This is a genomic window from Virgibacillus kimchii (assembly GCF_055379185.1).
The window spans coordinates 3,132,436-3,154,941 of sequence record NZ_AP043951.1; the positions used below are offsets into that span (position 1 = coordinate 3,132,436).

Genomic DNA, 22,506 nt, shown 5'->3' on the forward strand with positions numbered 1-22,506 from the left:
TATTTCTATTTTTCGAATCTATTTATTTCTTTATTTCCGTAAAAAGGTGGTTGAAAAAGAATATTGGTTGGAGTAAGGTATATAAAAATAGAATTACTTACTTTAGTGTAAACAAAGGCGTTTATTGTCATACATGCAAAATTACAAGGAGGAGAAAAAATGCGTGAGGATAAGTTTGCAAAAGAAGGATTAACATTTGATGACGTTTTGTTAATGCCGGCCAAATCGGAAGTATTGCCAAAAGATGTGGAAGTGAAGACCCAGCTGACGGAAGATATAAAACTCAATTCTCCCTTCATCAGTGCAGGGATGGATACGGTAACGGAAGCACAAATGGCCATAGCAATGGCAAGACAGGGCGGTTTTGGTGTTATTCATAAAAATATGTCAATTGAAGAGCAGGCAGAACAGGTCGATCGTGTGAAACGCTCGGAAAGCGGCGTAATTACCAATCCATTTTTCCTCACGCCTGAACATCAGGTATATGATGCTGAACATCTGATGGGAAAATTCCGTATTTCAGGAGTTCCCATTGTCAACACCATTGAAGAACAAAAGCTTGTAGGTATTTTGACAAACAGGGATTTGCGTTTTATTCAGGATTATTCCATCAGTATTTCTGATGTGATGACAAGCGAAAATCTGGTTACAGCTCCGGTTGGCACTACCTTGGATGAAGCTGAAAAACTGTTGCAGCACCATAAAATTGAAAAGCTTCCACTTGTGGATGACGATAATATGCTAAAAGGGTTAATCACTATTAAAGATATAGAAAAAGTTATTGAATTTCCGAATGCCGCTAAGGACTCCCAAGGCAGATTGCTGGTGGGAGCGGCTGTCGGGGTTACCGGTGATGCCATGAAGCGGATTGAAAAATTGGTAAACGCCGGTGTCGATGTGATTGTTATCGATACGGCACACGGACATTCCCAAGGTGTAATTGAGCAGGTAAAAGCAGTACGGGAACACTACCCGGATCTTAATATAATCGCGGGTAATGTGGCTACTGCAGAAGCAACGAGGGAATTGATCGAAGCAGGTGCATCTGTCATCAAGGTCGGCATAGGACCTGGTTCCATTTGTACTACCCGTGTTGTTGCAGGTGTAGGTGTACCGCAGATTACCGCGGTGCATGACTGTGCGGTTGCAGCTTCAGAATATGGTGTACCGGTCATTGCTGACGGAGGGATTAAATATTCCGGGGATATCGTTAAAGCACTTGCTGCAGGTGCTCATGCAGTTATGGTCGGCAGTATGTTTGCCGGTGTATCGGAAAGTCCCGGGGAAACAGAAATATTCCAGGGAAGGCAGTATAAAGTATATCGGGGCATGGGATCCGTAGGCGCGATGAAAGCAGGATCAAAGGATCGGTATTTCCAGGAATCCTCCGAGACAAAAAAACTGGTGCCTGAAGGGATTGAAGGCAGAGTTGCCTACAAAGGTCCTTTGGCAGATACGATTCATCAGCTTGTAGGCGGTTTGCGTTCCGGCATGGGATATTGCGGTACACGTACGATTACGGAACTGCGCGAGGATGCACGTTTTATCCGAATCACCAATGCGGGCTTGCGCGAAAGCCATCCACATGATGTACAAATTACAAAAGAGTCGCCAAATTACACCCTATCATAAACAGCAGCTGGCTGTGATCCAAAAAGTGGTGAATTGATGATACATGGTCTTAACATTTAAAGACAAATGTAAATTTTGCAAGTGAATGACTTCAAAAATTCAATATAATTTCACGGATCAACGGACATAAATAAGATCCCTCTGCAAAAAAATTATAGATAGGGGCAAACCCTGTCTATAATTTTATTGTTTTCTATGGTAAAATAATTTAGGTGTGATAGTAGATTTTTATGTGATGAATAATAATACACATTATGCATTTATTTATCACTTCCACTTTTTATCCCTGCAGATTGGAAATGGTTCTATTTTCATACTTAATAACAAACCTTATAAGCCTGGGTGATCATGGGGCTTCCACCACCACTTGGGCTTGGCGGTAAGCCAGGTTTTATATAACGCTAAACTATATTTTGGAGGTAAAGAAAGGTGAAACAGAACAAAATGAAACATCTATCATTATTATTAACCGGATTGGTAGTAATGGTATTTGTACTTGTACATCCTTTTTCGGCTGCAGCTCAGGAACTGGATATTAATGCTGAATCAGCCATTGTGGTGGAATTTGACACGGGGAAGATTGTTTATGCAAAAAATGCTGATCAGGCACTACCGCCTGCAAGCATGACAAAAATGATGACAGAGTATCTGGTGTGGGAAGCCATTGAAAATGGCGATATTTCTTGGGAGACAACTACGCAAATTAGTGATTATCCATACGGCATTTCGGCAAATATTTCCTTTTCAGGTGTTGGTCTGAGACAAAACCAGGATTATACAGTCAAAGAATTATATGATGCAATGGCCATTAACTCTGATAATGCTACTTCAATTGCCCTTGCTGAGCTTATTGCCGGTTCAGAAGGTGATTTTGTAAAGTTAATGAATGAAAAGGGAGAAGAAATGGGTCTTCCTGAATTCAAATTTGTAAATTCATCCGGTCTGAATAATGAATCACTTGGCGATAATTATCCGGAAGGGACAGAACCGAACGATACAAATCTTTTATCTGCAGAATCTTCTGCATTGCTCGCCTACCATCTCATTAAAGATTATCCTGAATCGCTGGATATTTCCAGTGTTCCTGAGACAGAATTTGACGGTCAGGAAATACGTAACTGGAACTACATGCTGGAACACGATGCCAGTTATCTGGAGCCGTTTTACTATGAAGGCGTAGATGGCTTGAAAACCGGTTATACTGATTTGGCAGGATACAGCTTTACAGGAACTGCGGAAAGAAATGGTGAACGTTATATTACCGTAGTAATGAAAACAGGCAGTGAAGCAGAGCGATTTGAAGAAACAGCGAAATTGCTTGATTACGGCTTTAATAACTTTTCCAAACAGGAGCTTTTTCCTGCAGGGTATCAGGTTGAAGGTGAATCAGCCATTTCTGTAGCAAAAGGAAAAGAAGATCAGGTGCAAGTGTCCATCAGTGAAGCAATCAGCCTTCCTGTTCAGGAAGAAGAAGCTGAATTATACAGCATACAATATCATATTGAGGAAGAGAACCTGAATGAAGATGGCGAACTTGTCGCTCCCATCGAAGCGGGAGATGTGATCGGAGAAGCCAAACTTGTTTATGAAGGCGAGAATGACTATGGATACATTACCGGTGAAACAACAAACACGGTACCTCTGATTGCAGATGAATCCGTAGAAAAATCCAACTGGTTCATGCTTACACTTGGAGCCATCGGCGGATTTTTCAGCGATCTCTTCAGCACAGTAACCGGTTGGGTCACTGGGTTATTCAGCTAAAAACACAGGGACAGTTCTCCTGTTACTAACAAGCTCATGAATGACAGCAATTTGTTTTGGTTATGCAGTACAAGAAATTGAAAATGTAAGCTCAATTACCAATAATTAATCTTAAAAGCCATTAAGGCTTACAAACACAGGGGGATAAAAATGACAAATAACACAGGGACTGAACGCGTAAAAAGAGGCATGGCGGAAATGCAAAAAGGCGGCGTTATTATGGACGTGGTCAATGCGGAACAGGCAAAAATTGCAGAAGCAGCAGGGGCAGTAGCTGTCATGGCATTGGAAAGAGTACCTTCTGATATCCGTGCAGCCGGCGGAGTAGCACGTATGGCTGATCCAACGGTAACGGAGGAAGTGTTAAATGCCGTTTCCATTCCGGTCATGGCAAAAGCACGCATCGGGCATATTGTGGAAGCCCGTGTATTGGAAGCGATGGGTGCTGATTATATAGACGAAAGTGAAGTATTAACACCGGCTGATGATGTTTATCATATGAATAAATCCGACTTTACGGTACCGTTTGTCTGCGGCTGCCGTAACCTGGGAGAAGCAGCCCGCCGTATCGGGGAAGGTGCTTCCATGCTCAGGACAAAAGGGGAGCCGGGAACCGGGAATATTGTAGAGGCAGTACGGCATATGCGCCAGGTACAATCGGAAATCCGTAAAGTGACCGGCATGTCTAGAGATGAAGTAATGACCTATGCCAAGGAAATTGGTGCACCATTTGAACTGCTGCTGGCCATTCGGGAAGAAGGGCGCCTGCCAGTTGTGAATTTTGCAGCCGGCGGTATTGCGACACCAAGTGATGCAGCGCTGATGATGGAATTGGGCGCAGATGGTGTCTTTGTCGGATCAGGTATCTTCAAATCAGATAATCCGGAAAAATTTGCAAAAGCAATTGTAGAAGCAACTACCCATTACCAGGATTATAAATTAATTGCCGAATTATCCAAAGGTCTTGGCACAGCAATGAAAGGTCTGGAAATGAGCACACTCGAAGCTGGAGACCGCATGCAGGACCGCAGTGAATAAGAGGTAAACAGCGAGACGGTTCTCCTGGGACTGCGCTGAATGCTCGTCCCATCGTAATAATTTGGGACTGCGCTAAATGCTCGTCCCATCGTAATAATTTGCTGCAACCATAGGAAAGAAGGAATGGACCATGACAACAATTGGGGTATTGGCACTGCAGGGAGCGGTGCGTGAGCAAATGCGCGCCATAGAAGCTTGTGGAGCTAAAGCAATGGAAATCAAGCATAAAGAACAGCTTGCAGATATTGACGGTTTAATTCTCCCGGGCGGGGAAAGTACAACGATGCGCCGCTTAATTGACAGCTATGGATTCTTTGAAGCCATCCGGGAATTTGGCAAGCAAGGTAATCCGGTTTTTGGCACATGTGCCGGGTTAATTTTAATGGCAAGTGAAATAGAAGGGCAGGAAGAAGCCCATCTTGGATTAGTGGATATGAAAGTTGCCCGTAATGCTTTTGGACGGCAGGTGGCCAGTTTTGAAGCATCCCTTCATATTCAGTATGCAGGAGATGATTTTAAAGCTGTGTTTATCCGGGCACCATATATTACAGAAGTGGGGCCGGGAGTGGAGGTTCTCGCAACATGGGAGGACAAAATTGTTGCAGTAAAGCAGGATCATTATCTGTGCACCGCCTTTCACCCTGAACTCACAGATGACAACAGAATCATTGACTATTTTATCTCTATGGTGAAACAGCGGGACAATTCTCCTGTTACGGCAGAAGTATAAATATAACTCTCATCCCTGAATAGATAAGGGGTGAGAGTTTTTTATTTAATACATGAATAAAACTTAAATATAACACACCGGATTTAAACAGCGTATTTCAGGAAAGCATGTAATGTATTTATGGATATGATAAAATAACGGTAAGCATATGTAGAAGGGAATGATTTGATGACCATTCCAAGTGAAGAAGAAAGAAAATATGTATATGCCGATTATCTTACATGGGGTGAGGGAGAAAGAGTGGAGTTAATAGACGGGGAAATTTTCAATATGTCGCCGGCTCCCTCACGCAAACATCAACAGGTTCTCAGGAAATTGTCTACAGCCTTTGATATTTTCCTGCGGGATAAAAAGTGTGAGCTATATTTTGCCCCTTTTGATGTCCGTTTATTAAGTGAAAACAAACATGATGACGAAATAAATAATGTGGTACAGCCGGATTTGTCCATTGTGTGTGATAAAGAAAAATTAGATGATAAAGGCTGTAATGGGTCGCCGGACATGATCATTGAAGTTATATCCCCTTCATCTGTAAAGCTTGATCGCTGGCAGAAATATCAGCTTTATGAAAAAGCTGGTGTAAAAGAGTACTGGCTTGTAGATCCTGTAAATGAAGCTGTGGAAAAACATGTTTTGATGGATGGCCATTATCAATTTCAAGGTGTTTTTACTAAAAATGACGAAGTATCAGTTCATGTATTAAATGGATTAGATATGAATCTGCAGCAAATATTAGGGGAATAATATGATCCGCTAACCTATCTACCAATAATATTATCTAAAAGATCTTTTTGTGATATAATAAAAGTAAAGAAGTAAAGAATGTAAAGAGGTGGTTCATTGTGGAAGTATCAAGAATTAGTTCTAAGGGTCAAGTAACAGTACCGAAATCGATTAGAGAGAAATTGAAGCTGGATGAAGGTGATCGTGTAGCTTTTATTGAGGATAATGGAAAGATCGTTATTACAAAGGCCAGTATTTTAGCTTTACGTGAATTACAAAAAGACATTGGTCAAGAGGCCGATAAACAGGGCATTACAGAACAGGATTTACAATTAGAACTGGAAAAGGTCAGAGAGGAAATGTGGAATGAGCGTACAAAATGACCGCTTAAGAATATTTGTCGATTCCAATGTTCTAATCTCCGCTATTCTTTCCCAAAAAACCATATCAAGTCAATTACTTGAATATGCAGTTGAAAATCATCGATTAGTTATTTGCAGTTATTCCATTACTGAAGTTTCAAGCGTGATCAACAATAAATTTCCAAGTAAAGTAAACTTATGGGATCACTTTTTAAATAGTTTTGAATTTGAATTAACATATACTCCTTCTGATCATAGGCCATATTTAATTCCTTATATACGTGATCAAAAGGATATTCCTATTCTTGTTTCAATTGTAATTGCTGAACCTGATATTTTGATAACTGGAGATAAAGACTTCCATACAGATGAAATTAAGAAATACGTAACGGTCTATACACCATCTGACTTTCTCCGTGATATTAGATAACAGGGAGGCACTTTAAGGAATAAATCTTATCCTCCATTAAGGATTCATCAGTATTGTATATTCAAAAATCTTCCTCGTTTATCATAACCGAAAAAATATGGATTTTCTTTCGTTCTTTTTATTTCATGGAGTGAATATAGTGATCCGCTAACCTAAAAATTGCTTGCATTTCCCTTTTAAATTGGATATGATATATACTAAATTAATACCAAAGTGATGATAGGAAATAGTAGCAGTACCACTTTCCTAAGAGAGTCGATGGCTGGTGAAAATCGATGTGAGTGTATTGTGAATCCATCCTTGAACTGGTTTATGAAAAGTGAAGGCATTCCTTCATCTGTAAATAAACCCGGTCTGGTGCCGTTAACAATCATGAGCCGGAAGATATTTTTCTTCAACAAGGGTGGCAACGCGGGAAATACAACTCTCGTCCCTATATTAGGGATGGGAGTTTTTTAATGCAATAAATTCATAGAAGGAGGAACAAAATCATGCTGGACACGAAATACATGAGAAATAATCTGGAAGAGGTAAAGGAGAAACTTTCCAAACGAGGAGAGGATTTATCCGAACTGAATAAGTTCGAGGAGTATGATGAAAAGCGGAGAAACCTCATTTCTGAAACAGAAACACTGAAGGCAAAACGTAATGAGGCTTCCAAGCAGATTTCCGTACTGAAAAAAGAAAAAAAGGATGCAGAGCCAGCTATCCAGGAAATGCGTGCAGTCGGAGATAAAATTTCCGCCCTGGACAAGGAATTAAAGGAAGTAGAAGATAAACTGGATTATATGCTGCTTTCCATCCCAAATATCCCACATGAAAGTGTGCCAGTCGGGGAAGATGAAGCTGATAATGTGGTGGAAAGAGAATGGGGAGAAGCTACTGAATTCTCATTTGAAGCACAGCCTCATTGGGATGTGGCCACTAACCTGGATATTGTGGATTTTGAACGGGCAGGTAAAGTAACCGGGAGCCGGTTTGTATTTTATAAAGGCCTTGGAGCAAGACTGGAACGTGCCTTAATTAATTTCATGATGGATTTGCATGCCGATCAGCATGGTTACACAGAAATGCTTCCGCCGCAAATGGTGAACAGGCAAAGCATGACGGGAACAGGACAGCTGCCGAAATTTGAAGAGGATGCATTTCTCATTGAGGATATGGATTACTTCCTGATTCCGACTTCAGAGGTGCCTGTCACCAACTATCACCGGGATGAAATTTTAATGGATCTACCGAAAAAATATGTGGCCTACAGCGCTAATTTCCGCTCTGAAGCAGGTTCTGCGGGAAGGGATACCCGCGGGTTAATCCGTCAGCACCAGTTCAACAAAGTGGAGCTCGTGCATTTTGTAAAACCGGAAGAATCCTATGAGGTGCTGGAAACACTGACAAACGATGCGGAAAAAGTATTGCAGCTATTGAATCTGCCGTATCGTGTCATGCGGATGTGTACTGGGGATCTGGGCTTTACTGCTGCAAAAAAATACGATATTGAGGTATGGATCCCGGCACAAAACACGTACAGGGAGATTTCTTCCTGCTCCAACTTTGAGGATTTCCAGGCAAGGCGGGCAGGCATCCGTTTTCGGAGAGAAGCAAATGGAAAACCGGAATATGTGCATACATTAAACGGTTCCGGACTTGCCATCGGCCGTACTGTTGCTGCTATTTTGGAGAATTATCAGCAGGAAGATGGATCTGTCAAGGTTCCAGAAGCTTTGCAGCCGTATATGGGCGGCGTGGACATGATTAAATAACATGCCTTTGCTGCCAGAAAATTTCCCTATAGTGTTGTACTATAAGTTCGCAGATAAAGAAGATAAAAATAAATTCCACACAATAAACTGAAAAGCATAATATATATCAGTACACACTTAAAATTGATCATGAAGTGATACTAAAGATAGACTAGGATTAGAGTTCGGAATATAATAAATGTAAATGCTAACGGTTTTGACTTTGAAGTCGTTTCTAGGCGAATGGAAGCAATGAAGCAAGAATATAAAGTAGCGTGATATCGGTTAAGTGTGTTTTTCCAGTTAATTTGTGTTAGGTTCTTGGTTTGTAGAACGTAATACGAATGACAGGCCACCCAAGCGATTACAACCTCAGGTTAGTTGGGAAGGCTTAAACACCGGTGTGGATACCACACCGGTGATTTCTTTGTAAACCTTTATAAAATTAGCAGACCACTTAATGGGATCAAGAGCTTGTCTAACACTTTTTTTCTTAATTGAAAAATATATTTTTCACTATAACCTAATTTCATGGATGTGGCCACTACAGATTTTTCTTGAAAGTACCGCAAATTAACATACTCTTTTTCCGTTTGATTTAATTGATCTAATGATTTATCGATAGAATCGAGAACCATTTTCTTTTGAATAAGTTCTTCATAAATAAACAATGCTTTTAACGAGGATGAACGATCAATGGGTTGTGAGAGCTCACTATCCGTATTCAACTGGAAATGCGTCTTGTTGATTCTATCGATCTGATAACTCGCATGAAATCCTGGAATCAGATAATCTAATTGTTCCTGAAGGATGTTTAATGCAGTTTTATACTGTTTGTAATTTCTTAAATGTATTTCTAATAGCTTGTACTTTTCATTTCTTTCTTTCAATTCTTTTTTTAACAATTATAATCCCCCTCGTATAGTATATTTAGGCCCATAATTTTGAGCCTATAAGATTCTTACTTTTATAAAAATATAGTCAAATCTCTTGGATGTCCTGAGATATTTCTAGATAATGGTCTTAGGATCATTTGGGACAATTCTTTTCCCCCTTGTGGCTCGACCACATTAGAAAGACTGTTTCCCAGTGTACGTGCGGACCTTCCTACTCGCAGGCTGTGCACCCTGATTATCGAACCTGGATGGTAGTAGCTCTAGGGCGGCTTTCGAATCAGGGATAGTACTTATACACGAGGTTGTTGATCGACGTTCACACTAGGGATATCTCAGGGCGTCCAAGAAATAAGTACCAATGATTCTAAATCGAAAGGAGGAATTCCCCCCATGAAATTATTTGTTGGTCTAGATGTTAGTTCTTTTGATATTAAGGTTTGTTTTCTAAATGGTGAAGGAGAGAAACTTCGTTCCTTCACAGTATCCAATGATTTGCCTGGTGCCACTGTTTTACGTGATTCTATTTTAGAGAGTATACAAAGCCAAAAAAGCCATTTGATTAAAATTGGTCTTGAATCTACTTCAGTTTATAGCTTTCATCCATCCATGTTTTTACATAATGATGAAACGCTTAAGGCACTTGGTACAGAAGTATTCGTTATGAATCCCAAACAGATTGCGAACTTTAAAAAGAGTTACAGTGATATGGACAAAACGGATGAAATTGATGCGTTTGTCATTGCCGATTATTTACGCTTTGGGCGTTTGCCAATGTCTGTTGTTAAAGAGCAGCAGTATGTTGCGCTTCAACAACTTACTCGCTCTCGTTACCAACTCATCCGTCAAGTAACTAAAGAAAAACAACACTTTCTTCAGCACTTAAGTTTTAAATGCAACACCTTCACAGAGGAAGTGGAGTCTTCTGTCTTCGGCAATGCCATGATGGAGCTGTTTTATGAGAAATACAGCCTTGATGAACTGGCGCAAATGCCAATAGAAGATTTAGCAGCATTTCTTCAAGAGAAAGGCAGGAACCGCTTTGATGATCCAGAGTGTGTAGCTAAATCAATCCATAAAGCTGTTCGTTCTTCCTATCGCCTAGATAAGGTTGTAGAGGACTCTATAGACATCATTCTTGGCACTACTATTGAGGTCATAAGGACTCTTCAAAAGCAAGTAAAAGAGATTGATAAAGCGATCAAGCGAATTATGGCTGGATTACCTCAAACACTTCAAACGGTACCTGGTATAGGTCCAGTATTTACAGCAGGCATTATCGCTGAGATTGGGCAGATAGACCGTTTTGAAGGTGAAACAAAAATCGCAAAGTATGCGGGCCTTTATTGGCGTAAACACCAATCAGGGCGCTTTACGGCTGATGATACTTCGCTATCACGTAATGGTAATCAGTATCTCCGATATTACTTAGTTGAAGCCGCCAACCGGGTAAGAAGAGAGATTCCTGAATACCAAGTGTATTATGAAAAGAAGTATCGAGAAGTACCGAAACATCAACACAAAAGAGCCCTCGTTCTAACCGCAAGAAAATTAGTGCGTTTGGTGGATGCGCTACTACGTAATCACCAAATCTACACGCCGAAAAGGAGCGTGAATATATGAAGCTAAATTGCTTCTAATATCCTTTGTGTTATTTCCAGTAATTTACATTATTTTACTGGTCTAGTTTCTTGATGCCTTTTTTAAGCAAATTGAACCTTGACAATTAAATAATTTAACATTTTTCTCTTGACATACTACCGCAGGTCTTTGTATATCTATATATTGTTAATTTTAACATAAACACAAGAACACTTGTTCTGTTATTTTAAGATATTTGTTTTTTATAGCATAAAATTATCCATATATTCCACATTTTTTGGTAAAATTGTAAATATTATAAGATGGAAAAGGAGGGGTAACTTCAACGTTTGCCATCACTAATCAAGATAATCGAGCAACAAAAGAACGTTATGAAAAGCGGTTCTACAAGTATGTTAAGCGTCTTTGAATTTTTTTAATATATTCTTAGCTGTTTGTATGTGTTTCTTACTCATATTTTTCGCTATAATTATATATATAAAACTATTAAAGAATAACCACCATCTTTATTCGCTTTTTTTTCACAAGAGTCTAGTAATAAATTTTAGATAGGAGTTAGGAGTGTACAAATGAGTTTTGAAGAGGACCTGGAAAAAGAATTAGAACGGACTAAAGGAAGAAACGCATTGGGATGTTCCATTATTATAATTATTTTTATAGCTGTAATAGGCTTACTGATATTTGGTCCAATATTTTGGTTTAATTATGAAACTAATTTTGCACAACGGAGCATTGTGACAAGTGATTCACCAGGAAATATAAATACGATTGAAATATTTGAAACAGGAGAAGCATTATTAAAGGGGCCATCTTCAGTAAGAATTAAATATGGAAGAGATAGCAAATACTTTGAGGTTAGAAATGGCGGGGAACTTCTTAATTCTTCTAATGTATCTATAAGTTGGAAAAATGATTATGAAGCAATCGTAACCCTAAAAGGAAGACATGGAGAAGATGAAGAAGTTAAGATAAACTTTGAATAATTTAAGGAGCCATACTAACAGATGACGATTATTTAATATTGCTTTTACTGTTGGAAGAAATCCTTGAATTCTTAGAAAGGCGTAAACGTAAATGTCTACGCCTTCTTCGTCTTTTTTATTTACCTTGATCCACATAAAAGATGATTTTACTATAAAATGCTTGTGCGATAGCTGCTAATTCTTCTTCACTAAGATTTAATGACCCAATGAGTTCTTCCCTTATCAATGCATAGTCTCCTGAAGTATCTGTCATTACACTTATAGCATCTCTTAATAAGAATGCTTGTTCGCCATTAAATCTTAGATTAAAGAAATCATTAAATCGAGTATTATTTTGCCTTTGAGTATAATAATCCGGGTATACTTCTGCAAGTGTTACATTTAATCTTTTTGCTTCGTAGGTAATATTATACGCATCAACATCCGCTAAAAGATCGTCCAAGTCAAAAAGCAGGTCGCCAAAAGGTTGCCCTTCAACCATGCCGATTAAATCATAGGCTGCTGCATAAGTCCGATCTATTAAGTTCCCTTCGTATTCATCCCTATATGAAACTACATTATCTGCTACTGTAATCAAATCACCGGCCCATCCTGTTATGTCATTAATAGTAACTTCATCACCAAAGATTCCGTATTGACCATTAATAACAGCAAATAAATGTTCAACACCAATCACATGGTCTTCTATTGGATCAGTTAAGTCAATAAACTGTCTCAAAGCACCCTCATGCATATCCTCTACATAATCTGCAAAATCTTGTGGGAAAGGTCCTGCTAATGCTGTCCAGTTAATTCCTGTATAAGCATATTTTCTATAATAACTGCTAGTAAGATAATTTATAGTATCAACGTCTAAATTCCCTTCCTCATTGGCAAAACTAGACGCTCCTGATGAAATAAGTTGAAATTGAGCATAGGATAACGTGTTAGGGTCTACTGGCAATTCTCCAGGGTCTTCCACACTATCATCAATAAATGAAACCCCGCTATCTCTTCCTGAGTTAATATTGTTATCAATATTAATTGCTCCAGCACCAGTACCTATAGTGATTGTAGAAATCTGATCAAAGGACCAATTATCAGGTAACGGGAACCCTAAATTTCCACTAAAACCAGTCGATAGCCCACTAACAAAACTATAATCTGCGTATCCTCTTTCAGACACCTGTATACATGCATTTCGGGGACCATAAATACCGATATTATACTGATTTCCCATATCATTTTTAGCTGCGTTTAAACCCGAAAAATGAGGTATAATGGCATTAGTAATTTCATGGCCTAATACATCAAAATCTACAGCGAAATATATAGTTGTACCCTCCGGAAATCCATATGAGGCTGCTGCTTGGAAAGCATTTTGATAATCTTCATAACCTTGATTGTATGAAAAGTTACTTGCATTGGCATGGCTTTCTTGGAAAATCGGATACACAGACAACCCCGCATTAAAAATGGTTTGTAACTCATCAGGCTGCAATCGTTTATTTAGTCCACCTGGAACGTTTGTCAGATAGCGACCTATAATAACATATCCCTCATCTACAAGTGTTTGTGCTCTTGCTGGTGTCACTTCTGTTATTCCATCACTAGCTGTACCCCTGCGATCTGGATCACCTGTACTAATAAGTGCTGAAAGCCAAGTCTGTTTTCCCGCTATCCCGTCAACATCTAGGGCGGTAAATTCTTGAAATTCCATTACTGTTTGCATCGTTCCATTACCATAAATCCCATCAAATATGCCAACACTATAACCATTAAAATACAGAGCATATTGAAACAATTCAACAAAACTCCCTGCATTCCCAACCCCCAAGGTTGGAAGCGATTCTCTAGTCGTTGGTCCAACTGTACCTGTTTGTTCACCGGCAGGGATGCCAATTTCAGTTTGTAAAGCATAAACTAGCGCTTGATTTGTTTGTCTTTGGTAATGACCATCACAAGGCTGCACTCCTGAATATTGATAATAGTTATTATTTAATGTTCGCTGAATTTCTCTTACCTGGGCATCTCCTCAAGGGGGTAGTACGTATGCATCCATAGTTAAGAATGCTTTAAATACGTGAACGTAAACTACTCCATCTTGTTGTGGTAATCCAGCATCTTGTTGTAATCCTATAACTGCTTGTTCAGTTGCTGGACCAAAATCTCCATTAAACCCCCCTGGATTATACCCTTTACACCAACACGCCCCTTGGAGAATTTGAACAATATTTCTTCCTTGGGTTGTATCAGGTACGTTACCTAAGGACATTTCTCCAAATTCTCTGTATGCAGCTTCAGTACCTGGCCCAAAATTATTCGCTGTATCTGTTATTCCTAATTCAATTTGCAACGCTCGAGTTAAAGCATATACTGTACTCCAACCTGTCCGTCCATTTTCTGGAATTCTGTTTGACCCGGGATGATCCCCATAGTTTTCATTTACCCACTCCTGAACTGCTAATACCATCTCATCCACATTACTTCCTCCCTCGTGTTATTGTTTGAACCCTTTTTAAACTCTCAGTTTATATAATACGGGAGCTTATCTGCGCAAAAGTAACGAAAAAGTATACATAAAGTATTCTGGTGGCAACCATCCAATAATACATATTTTAATTGAGATAACTCTAACAGAATTAGAAAATCAATCTCCTTTATTTTTAAGTCTTTTGATAACTGCAGATAATTCTAATATCACTTTTTCCAAACCATCTAGCTTACGTTCAAATCGGGCAAACAGATACACAGTTATAGCAATAGGGAATCCAAAATTACCTACTATGCTGATCCAAGTCGGAATGTCTTCTGTTGCCATTTAATCCACCTCCCTACCAGACTCACCAATGCCAGAAAAAGCAACCAAAAAAACCGAACATATAATAAGAAAGCAACCCTCCCAAAGTTAAAAAAGAGGGTTGCTTTAATCTTTTAAGCTGACCTTCTAACCATGAAGGTTCCTGTGATATTTTGTCTCTCGGCGCTTGGGTGGGTATCATAACCAAAATACCCTTTAATTCGATATACTCCTGACGGTTTCCCATGCAAAGTGAAAGATCTGGTTGTGCTTCTGGTGAAAGAACCACTAATAAGCTCTTCGGCTACCCAACTACCTCCTACCTGGCGCTCCAAAGTGAGCGTGTAATTGAATGGCCTACCGCCCCAATCATAGCCTGGACTCATAGAAAACTGTATTATTGATGCACCCGGATTGTAGGAACTGTAATCAGTACTACCATTTACGGCAATGTATTTATCGACAATACCCCAATTATAATTTTGCTCCTGCGAAAAGTGAGCCATATAACATCCTCCTTTTTTTGATACTCGTATCGATACTAGATCAATCTAACCAAAACCACCTTTTTGATATGGACGGTTACCCAGGTTGCGACCACTAAAGGGGTTGGCTTATTACTACAATAACAAGTTTTTTGACTGCTTTTATCCCTCAAAAAGTAATGAAAAACTCCACCCTTATACCTTTTAGTCAAAAAAAACGCCAACCTATTAAGATTGACGTTTTGTAAAGACTTATTTATATGTCGATACCCCAAGCTATGCTTATATTATTTCTTTGAATAATCAATTCCTGGTGTTTTATCTTCCTCATTTATTGGGACACCTGTTTCATCAACTTCTATGTCCTTAGCTTCCCCATCAAAATACTCTAATAAATCATGTACAATTTGGTGGATGTCATCTAAAATCGGATCGCCTTTCCCTGCATTTTGTTCAATAGCCTGATTTGTCAAATCAATGGCTTTTTGCAACTCATCCTTTTTTTCACCATCATATTGGATTGCAGTTAATAGTCCCTTTACTCCATACAAATGATCTTGGAAAAGATCTTGATTTATAGGTTTACCACCGTTATTAAAAGAGGCATTATACGTTATAACTGCTATTTCTGTATGAGCCAATCGTAAATTATCGTTAGTTGGATATCGAATAGGACCATCTTTTCCTCTTGCAGCCAAATCGGGCCTTTCATCATTATCCATCCTGTTGGTTTCTATATCCTCTTTGGGCACTGGCTCACTTTCTCTATCTGCATTTGTCGTATCATTACTCACTACGAATACCAAAATAACGGTCACAGCTAATAATAATACAAATGATGTTAACTTTCGCACGGGATCACATCTCCTTGTAAATTCAATCACTCGCTCAGATTTACTATGATTCAAAAATCCAGTTTTTCACCTTTTATAATTTTTTTGGTCTCCTCTATCGTAACGTCTACTGCGTTTTTTTCTTGATCGAAACGGGGGTTAATATCTAAATTAGAAAGGTTACCATGAAAGACTTTACTTTATGTTTTTTTCTAATTGGCTATGTATTTTTTTAAGTTCATTGTAATATTGGTCTGGATCTTCAGCATTTTCAAATCCATCAGTAACTTTTATCCCATCATCTACTAACTGCTGTAATTCGTTTGGTACTTCCCCAGCATCATTATAGTATTTTAAATAATTAGTTGAGGTCACAACCAAATGATATTTGAAATTCTCCGTTGTATATATGTCTTTCATTTCGGTTTCACCGTTAAAATTCTTTACCATATTTGAAACATATTCTTCAAATGAACTATATTCAGGAACGACTATCCCCATTTCTGTATCTTTTTTGAGTGTCTTTTTTATATCAGGATCATTATTATTTTCTTTCATTGGTTTGCCCTTTTTAATATAATTTTTTTGCTCAACCATAGCTGGATCGCCCATAGCTGTTTTTTCCCCATTCAAATTAACAAAAGCGCCTAATAGCATCACTGTTATAAAAACAAAAGCCATCGTTAATCCAGTTATAAACAGCCACTTTATACTTTTCTTTGATTTCATAAAACCCCTCCTAAAAAAAACAGCTTACATACATATTATTATTTAATAATTACAAATTCAAGTATTAATAAAGCCGAAGGGTCCCCTCCGGCTTTATTCCTACCATCTTGTTGAATATGTTGTAACCTGGTGACCCATAGAATAACCTATTTCATAGTCTGTATCACACCATAAATTACTTGCACCATGTTCAATTGCAGAATGATAAACTCCATTTTTAATATACCCTGTAATATACAACCTATAAGGGTGTGATTCTCCACCTTGGGAATTGTTATTCGAAGGGATCACAACTCTATCACCAGAGTAAATATACTCAACACGACTTGTTCCTCTGAAGATTCGACACCTACGCCTTACTCTGAATGTTTGTCCGATGTCTGTTATAGAATCAGCAGTATGTGTTGTATATGCTGCTGAAGTGCCACCCGCCTCTGGATTGGTATAAATGGTTCCAAATCTTGGTCCTGTTGGGGAATAAAAATGAATCCTGTAAGCATGAACATCGCGCTCACCTTGAGCATACAATCGGTTAAACAATTCATTTTGCAATAAAGTACCTACTTGCGTCCTTTGGCCAGAAGGTGCGTCCCTATCCCAAACTGGGATATTTTGACCATAGGTATTGATGTGAATATTGTAAGCCATTTTTTACATTCTCCTTTTTTCTGTTTTTTGTTTTGGTGCGGATATCGATATCAGACCAATCTGACCACAACACCCCTTTTTATTAATAACAAGATCAATATTATCGTGGACGGTTACCCAGGCTGCGACCACTCAAGGGTATTGCTTATTAATAGAATAACAAGTTTTTTTGCTGTCTATATCCCCCAAAAAGTAATGAAAAACTACACCCTTTTTCTAAACTTAACAACAGACTTTCTTCAACTATTTTGCTGGAGTACCTTTTTGTTTTTTTTCACTTTAAACATTAAAATCTTTTTAAAGTAAAAGAACGTCAATATTAAATAATTGACGTTTTGTAAAGATTTATTTTTTTTATTAAATACACACCGTATGAAAGAGCGTTAGACATACGGTGCGCCCCTCTGTACGTATGATATGCAGCAAACATTTGTTATTATTATATACGTATGGTGTACAACATGTCATAAGTCATACAAAGTAAATACCGTGCGGCATACCGCACCGATAAATCGAACAAAAGCGAAAATCAAAAGGAGCGTTCTATAATGAAAAATACATCTTTATCGAAAACTAATAAGTCAAATAAAACACCGGCACGTCTTAACGAAGGTGCCTACTACCCGACCAAGAACATGCTCGCCGATATGGTTAAACAATTCCAGGCGCCAGTTACACGTCGTGCGATCCGCCCCGGATTTCTTGCACGAACAGACGGCTTCGATGTAGATCAAACGGTCAAAGATCTGGAAAACACGCCAGGTCAGGAAGGGCTTCTCTCCCGCCTGCTCAGTGTGAGCGATTTGACTGAGAAAGTATATAATCGTTTCGGCGAAAATGCAAACAGTCTATATAACTGGTACCCGGCAGTTGGAAAAGCACTTGCTAAAAGCAATACCGAGCTCAAATATAAACATTACCCCATGCCCAAGGTTAGAATTCATATATATTGAAGAAATGCTTTATATTCAATAACACCTAATTATTTCATATTATTTAGATGAAAAGTAATTTATGGTTTATTATGAATATACATTATAAATGAAGCTATATAAACTTTATAAGCAATGAAGGTTATCAATTATAATTAAATGATTTGTTTTTCTGTCAGCATTAACTGTACTTTTATTATCAACTTGTAGCAATATCGACGAATTATCGGGGAAAACTTTCGATGTTAGCGAAAGATCAAACCCTAACGATCCTGCTAATCATCACTCTATAATGACATTAGAATTTTTAGATGGAAAAATAATCACTAATTCTCTTGATGGTGAAGAAGGGATATATGAGCTGAAAGATGACAAACTGGTGGTTCAGTTTGAAAATGAGAATGAGTCTTTAGAAATAGAATTCACATTTTAAGAAGGTAATAAAGAGCTTAACGAGAATTTAACAGAGATCAGTCATTCAGATTTCCAAATTGAAGATTCAGATCAAGTAAGCAAATATAAAGGATTAGTCTTAGATTTATCAAGACCTTATGTTACATTTGTAGAAAAAAAAGTTGAACAAAAAGTGATACCAGTAGTGTTTTGGCGAGCACCACTTTTTTAATGATGAAATTTAACCTATGTCACCGTTAGCAGAATACCCCTCTATATAGAGTTAGGATATTTACCAATGGAAGTGAATTAAAAAGCAATACTGCTACTAATCAAGTTCGAAAACTCTTCATATAACTATAATGCAAATCTACCTCTTCTTACTGTTCTTCTTCTGGATCAAGTTCACGTGGCGGCACAGCGTGTAAATACAATGTACCTCTGTAATTCGTTTTAAGAATTGCACCTGGTAGTTCTTCAAAACTTTGTAAGTACAAATACCCACCATAATTTCCTACCGTACGCCATATTTGATCTGGGAATGTTACTAACCCTCTTTCCCAGTCGCGCACGGGATGATCTATATGAGCATATTCTACTATAGAATTAGTGCTTTGCAATTCAACACCATTACTATCAATCTGGTTTGCACTAGCTCCTTGATTAACAAGTACAATAGAGCCAAATAGCAGGAATATGAACGCTAATAATTTAGTTAAAAATTTCATTCCTTATACTCCTCATCTTTAGCTGGTGGAATCGGCATGTGTCCGTCACAAGCGAATAAAAACCCTGAATATACATAGTGTCCCAGCCCTGTATTTGTGTCAGTATATATATACCCCTCAAAACATTCTAAATATCTTGTAGTTCTTATAAACATCGAACGCTCTTCATATGGTATTGGTGAGTCTCATACCATATTCTTGTAACCGGAGCATATTCTGGGTCAACCACGCTTTGTTTATTCAATAGGGTAATGGAAATATAATTTCATATACTGGCAATACAACATTAATTAAATATTGGCTACATCAAAATCCGGTATTTAGACAGAAGGGATACACAGAAATATGTAATGTATTTTTGGTTATGGTAAAATGATGTTAAGTATAAGTTGAAGGGATGATTTGATGGCCATTCCAAGCGAAGAAGAAAGAAAATACTCGTACGCTGATTATCTCACATGGGATGAAGGAGAAAGAGTGGAGTTAATAGACGGGGAAATTTTCAATATGTCACCTGCTCCTTCACGCAAACATCAACATGTTCTCAGAGAATTATCTGCAGCCTTTACGGATTTCCTGCGAGATAAAGAATGTGAAGTATATTTTGCACCATTTGATGTAAGGTTGCTAACGGAAAACAAACAGGTTGATGAAATAGATAATGTCGTACAGCCCGATTTGTCAATGGTGTGCGATAAAGAAAAACTGGATGATAAAGGCTGTAATGGGTCACCGGATTTGATCATTGAAGTTATTTCTCCTTCCTCTGTGAAATTGGACCGCTGGAAGAAATATCAGCTTTATGAAAAAGCTGGTGTAAAAGAGTACTGGCTTGTAGATCCAGTTAATGATGCTGTGGAAAAACATGTTTTAATTGACGGTCATTATCAATTTCAAGGAGTCTTTACAAAAAATGACTCCGTTTCCGCTCATGTTTTAAGTGGATTGGAATTAGATCTGGAGCAAATTTTCCGGATGTAATGTGTCAGGGTAAACAAATCAGATCCGAATAACACTTGCATTAAGCTTTTAAATCAGATATGATATATTTTAAATTAACAGCAAAGTTATGACAGGAAGCAGTAGCAGTACCACTTTCCTAAGAGAGTCGATGGCTGGTGAAAATCGATGTGAGTGTATTGTGAATCCATCCTTGAACTGGTTTATGAAAAGTGAAGGCATTCCTTCATCTGTAAATAAACCCGGTCTGGTGCCGTTAACAATCATGAGCCGGAAGATATTTTTCTTCAACAAGGGTGGCAACGCGGGAAATACAACTCTCGTCCCTATATTAGGGATGGGAGTTTTTTAATGCAATAAAATCATATAAGGAGGAAAAGCCATGCTGGACATGAAATACCTAAGAAATAATTTGCAGGAAGTGAAAGAAAAGCTTTCCCATCGAGGAGAGGATTTATCAGAACTGAACAAATTCGAGGAATACGATGAAAAGCGGAGAAATTTAATTTCTGAAACAGAAGAACTGAAAGCAAAAAGAAATGAAGCATCCAAGCAAATTTCTGTACTGAAAAAAGAGAAAAAAGATGCAGAGCCAGCAATTCAGAAAATGCGTGCTGTTGGGGATAAAATCTCTGCTTTGGACAAAGAATTAAAAGAAGTAGAGGAAAGCCTGAACTATATGCTGCTTTCCATCCCGAATATTCCTCATGAAAGTGTGCCAATCGGGGAAGATGAAGAGGACAATGTGGTGGAAAGAAAATGGGGAGAAGAACCGGAATTCCCATTTGAAGCACAGCCTCATTGGGATGTGGCCACCAATCTGGATATTGTGGATTTTGATCGTGCAGGTAAAGTAACCGGAAGCCGCTTTGTATTTTATAAAGGCCTGGGAGCAAGACTGGAACGTGCCTTAATTAATTTCATGATGGATTTGCATGCCGATCAGCATGGTTACACAGAAATGCTTCCGCCGCAAATGGTAAACAGACAAAGCATGACGGGAACAGGACAGCTGCCGAAATTTGAAGAGGATGCATTTCTCATTGAGGATATGGATTATTTTCTTATTCCAACTTCCGAAGTTCCTGTCACCAATTATCACCGGGATGAAATTTTAATGGATCTACCGAAAAAATATGTGGCCTACAGCGCTAATTTCCGCTCTGAAGCAGGTTCTGCGGGAAGGGATACCCGCGGGTTAATCCGTCAGCACCAGTTCAACAAAGTGGAGCTCGTGCATTTTGTAAAACCGGAAGAATCCTATGAGGTGCTGGAAACACTGACAAACGATGCGGAAAAAGTATTGCAGCTATTGAATCTGCCGTATCGTGTCATGCGGATGTGTACTGGGGATCTGGGCTTTACTGCTGCAAAAAAATACGATATTGAGGTATGGATCCCGGCACAAAACACGTACAGGGAGATTTCTTCCTGCTCCAACTTTGAGGATTTCCAGGCAAGGCGGGCAGGCATCCGTTTTCGGAGAGAAGCAAATGGAAAACCGGAATATGTGCATACATTAAACGGTTCCGGACTTGCCATCGGCCGTACTGTTGCTGCTATTTTGGAGAATTACCAGCAGGAAGACGGCTCCGTGAAAGTACCCGAAGCATTGCAGCCGTATATGGGTGGTGTGGAAGTGATTAAATAACAATATAGATACATTAATTTCTATGATAAACACAATTTCTTTATAATCATATCGTGCTTTGAGAGTCCTACGACTAAAGTCGCAAGCCCTAAACCTTAAGATTTAACGGGTGGGATTCTTGAGTGACTAAGCGTTCACAATCCATTTCTGTTTTGAACAGTCCTCAAGATTGGGGTATCTCATTACCCCTCCCTATCCTGTGCGTATAGCAGATAGGGCTACGGTACTACGACCATACTTACAGCTTTTTTCGTTCGATATATTTTAACGTCTTTTGTTTTACGACACATATCGTTTTATGAACAACATGAGTTGAGTCGCCCAACCTCATACGATATTCAATTTTCAATGAACGAGAATGAATTAAAGACTTTTACTTGTATTTGTATTCAAAATATCGTATTTTCAGACATCTAAGGCAGCAAAAGCTACCCCTTGTCTGAGTGGAAATTCGTCCATCTCTAAAGAGGGG

At 38.6% G+C, this 22,506-nt stretch carries 22 protein-coding genes and 2 other annotated features; of the genes, 13 read left to right on the forward strand and 9 right to left on the reverse strand.

Annotated elements, in window-relative coordinates; translation table 11 throughout:
• Window positions 1-159: 159 nt before the first annotated feature.
• The 8 genes from guaB (at window position 160) to serS (ACZ42C_RS14990) (ending at window position 8,439) form a co-directional block, all read left to right on the forward strand.
• A complete protein-coding gene (gene guaB, locus ACZ42C_RS14955; RefSeq protein ID WP_461183727.1) occupies window positions 160-1,632 on the forward strand; it encodes an IMP dehydrogenase in 1,473 nt (490 codons plus the stop codon).
• A 429-nt stretch (window positions 1,633-2,061) separates the two neighbouring features.
• Window positions 2,062-3,396: a serine hydrolase gene (locus ACZ42C_RS14960; protein ID WP_461183726.1), complete on the forward strand. Its 1,335-nt coding sequence runs from the start codon at window positions 2,062-2,064 to the stop codon at window positions 3,394-3,396.
• A 150-nt stretch (window positions 3,397-3,546) separates the two neighbouring features.
• On the forward strand, window positions 3,547-4,434 hold the full coding sequence (gene pdxS / locus ACZ42C_RS14965) for a pyridoxal 5'-phosphate synthase lyase subunit PdxS (protein WP_461183725.1): 888 nt from the start codon (window positions 3,547-3,549) through the stop codon (window positions 4,432-4,434).
• 130 nt (window positions 4,435-4,564) lie between these two features.
• Window positions 4,565-5,164 (forward strand): pyridoxal 5'-phosphate synthase glutaminase subunit PdxT, encoded by a 600-nt coding sequence (gene pdxT / locus ACZ42C_RS14970; protein ID WP_461183724.1) that lies wholly within the window; start codon window positions 4,565-4,567, stop codon window positions 5,162-5,164.
• Between the two features lie 168 nt (window positions 5,165-5,332).
• Entirely contained in the window at window positions 5,333-5,908 is a 576-nt protein-coding gene (locus tag ACZ42C_RS14975) for a Uma2 family endonuclease (RefSeq protein ID WP_461183723.1), read from the forward strand.
• A gap of 98 nt (window positions 5,909-6,006) precedes the next feature.
• Window positions 6,007-6,270: an AbrB/MazE/SpoVT family DNA-binding domain-containing protein gene (locus tag ACZ42C_RS14980; protein ID WP_461183722.1), complete on the forward strand. Its 264-nt coding sequence runs from the start codon at window positions 6,007-6,009 to the stop codon at window positions 6,268-6,270.
• Window positions 6,254-6,679 (forward strand): putative toxin-antitoxin system toxin component, PIN family, encoded by a 426-nt coding sequence (locus ACZ42C_RS14985; protein ID WP_461183721.1) that lies wholly within the window; start codon window positions 6,254-6,256, stop codon window positions 6,677-6,679. The genes ACZ42C_RS14980 and ACZ42C_RS14985 overlap by 17 nt, the downstream gene beginning before the upstream one ends.
• 207 nt (window positions 6,680-6,886) lie before the next feature.
• Window positions 6,887-7,117 (forward strand) — a binding site (T-box leader).
• 53 nt (window positions 7,118-7,170) lie between these two features.
• Window positions 7,171-8,439 carry a serine--tRNA ligase gene (gene serS / locus ACZ42C_RS14990; protein WP_464891283.1) on the forward strand — a complete coding sequence of 423 codons (1,269 nt, stop codon included), beginning with the start codon at window positions 7,171-7,173 and terminating at the stop codon, window positions 8,437-8,439.
• A gap of 416 nt (window positions 8,440-8,855) precedes the next feature.
• Here serS (ACZ42C_RS14990) and ACZ42C_RS14995 read toward each other — a convergent pair whose 3' ends face one another.
• The gene (locus ACZ42C_RS14995; protein ID WP_461183828.1) at window positions 8,856-9,323 is read right to left on the reverse strand and encodes a sigma-70 family RNA polymerase sigma factor; all 468 of its coding nucleotides are present in this window, start codon (window positions 9,321-9,323) and stop codon (window positions 8,856-8,858) included.
• 381 nt (window positions 9,324-9,704) lie between these two features.
• Here ACZ42C_RS14995 and ACZ42C_RS15000 point away from each other — a divergent pair, with 381 nt between their 5' ends.
• Window positions 9,705-10,934: an IS110 family RNA-guided transposase gene (locus tag ACZ42C_RS15000; RefSeq protein ID WP_464891275.1), complete on the forward strand. Its 1,230-nt coding sequence runs from the start codon at window positions 9,705-9,707 to the stop codon at window positions 10,932-10,934.
• A 548-nt stretch (window positions 10,935-11,482) separates the two neighbouring features.
• Window positions 11,483-11,896, forward strand: a complete 414-nt coding sequence (locus ACZ42C_RS15005) for a hypothetical protein (RefSeq protein WP_461183674.1) — start codon at window positions 11,483-11,485, stop codon at window positions 11,894-11,896.
• 115 nt (window positions 11,897-12,011) lie between these two features.
• On the opposite strand, the gene ACZ42C_RS15010 is transcribed toward ACZ42C_RS15005, so the two are convergent.
• The 7 genes from ACZ42C_RS15010 to ACZ42C_RS15040 form a co-directional block, all read right to left on the reverse strand.
• The gene (locus ACZ42C_RS15010; RefSeq protein ID WP_461183675.1) at window positions 12,012-13,847 is read right to left on the reverse strand and encodes a glycoside hydrolase domain-containing protein; all 1,836 of its coding nucleotides are present in this window, start codon (window positions 13,845-13,847) and stop codon (window positions 12,012-12,014) included.
• A gap of 63 nt (window positions 13,848-13,910) precedes the next feature.
• Entirely contained in the window at window positions 13,911-14,348 is a 438-nt protein-coding gene (locus ACZ42C_RS15015) for a peptidoglycan-binding domain-containing protein (protein ID WP_461183685.1), read from the reverse strand.
• 177 nt (window positions 14,349-14,525) lie between these two features.
• Window positions 14,526-14,696, reverse strand: a complete 171-nt coding sequence (locus ACZ42C_RS15020; protein ID WP_461183676.1) for a YvrJ family protein — start codon at window positions 14,694-14,696, stop codon at window positions 14,526-14,528.
• 113 nt (window positions 14,697-14,809) lie between these two features.
• Window positions 14,810-15,181 (reverse strand): hypothetical protein, encoded by a 372-nt coding sequence (locus ACZ42C_RS15025; protein WP_461183677.1) that lies wholly within the window; start codon window positions 15,179-15,181, stop codon window positions 14,810-14,812.
• A 266-nt stretch (window positions 15,182-15,447) separates the two neighbouring features.
• Window positions 15,448-16,014 (reverse strand): hypothetical protein, encoded by a 567-nt coding sequence (locus tag ACZ42C_RS15030; protein ID WP_461183678.1) that lies wholly within the window; start codon window positions 16,012-16,014, stop codon window positions 15,448-15,450.
• A gap of 174 nt (window positions 16,015-16,188) precedes the next feature.
• Window positions 16,189-16,722 carry a hypothetical protein gene (locus tag ACZ42C_RS15035; RefSeq protein WP_461183679.1) on the reverse strand — a complete coding sequence of 178 codons (534 nt, stop codon included), beginning with the start codon at window positions 16,720-16,722 and terminating at the stop codon, window positions 16,189-16,191.
• Window positions 16,723-16,821: 99 nt separating this feature from the next.
• Window positions 16,822-17,370 carry a hypothetical protein gene (locus ACZ42C_RS15040; RefSeq protein ID WP_461183680.1) on the reverse strand — a complete coding sequence of 183 codons (549 nt, stop codon included), beginning with the start codon at window positions 17,368-17,370 and terminating at the stop codon, window positions 16,822-16,824.
• A gap of 548 nt (window positions 17,371-17,918) precedes the next feature.
• Between ACZ42C_RS15040 and ACZ42C_RS15045 the strand changes: the two genes are divergently transcribed.
• On the forward strand, window positions 17,919-18,323 hold the full coding sequence (locus ACZ42C_RS15045; protein ID WP_461183681.1) for a hypothetical protein: 405 nt from the start codon (window positions 17,919-17,921) through the stop codon (window positions 18,321-18,323).
• A 752-nt stretch (window positions 18,324-19,075) separates the two neighbouring features.
• Here ACZ42C_RS15045 and ACZ42C_RS15050 read toward each other — a convergent pair.
• A complete protein-coding gene (locus ACZ42C_RS15050; protein ID WP_461183682.1) occupies window positions 19,076-19,423 on the reverse strand; it encodes a hypothetical protein in 348 nt (115 codons plus the stop codon).
• A 405-nt stretch (window positions 19,424-19,828) separates the two neighbouring features.
• Here ACZ42C_RS15050 and ACZ42C_RS15055 point away from each other — a divergent pair, with 405 nt between their 5' ends.
• Window positions 19,829-20,404: a Uma2 family endonuclease gene (locus tag ACZ42C_RS15055; RefSeq protein ID WP_461183683.1), complete on the forward strand. Its 576-nt coding sequence runs from the start codon at window positions 19,829-19,831 to the stop codon at window positions 20,402-20,404.
• A 79-nt stretch (window positions 20,405-20,483) separates the two neighbouring features.
• Window positions 20,484-20,714, forward strand: a binding site (T-box leader).
• A 51-nt stretch (window positions 20,715-20,765) separates the two neighbouring features.
• Entirely contained in the window at window positions 20,766-22,034 is a 1,269-nt protein-coding gene (serS, locus tag ACZ42C_RS15060; protein WP_464891284.1) for a serine--tRNA ligase, read from the forward strand.
• The last annotated feature ends 472 nt before the right edge of the window (window positions 22,035-22,506 follow it).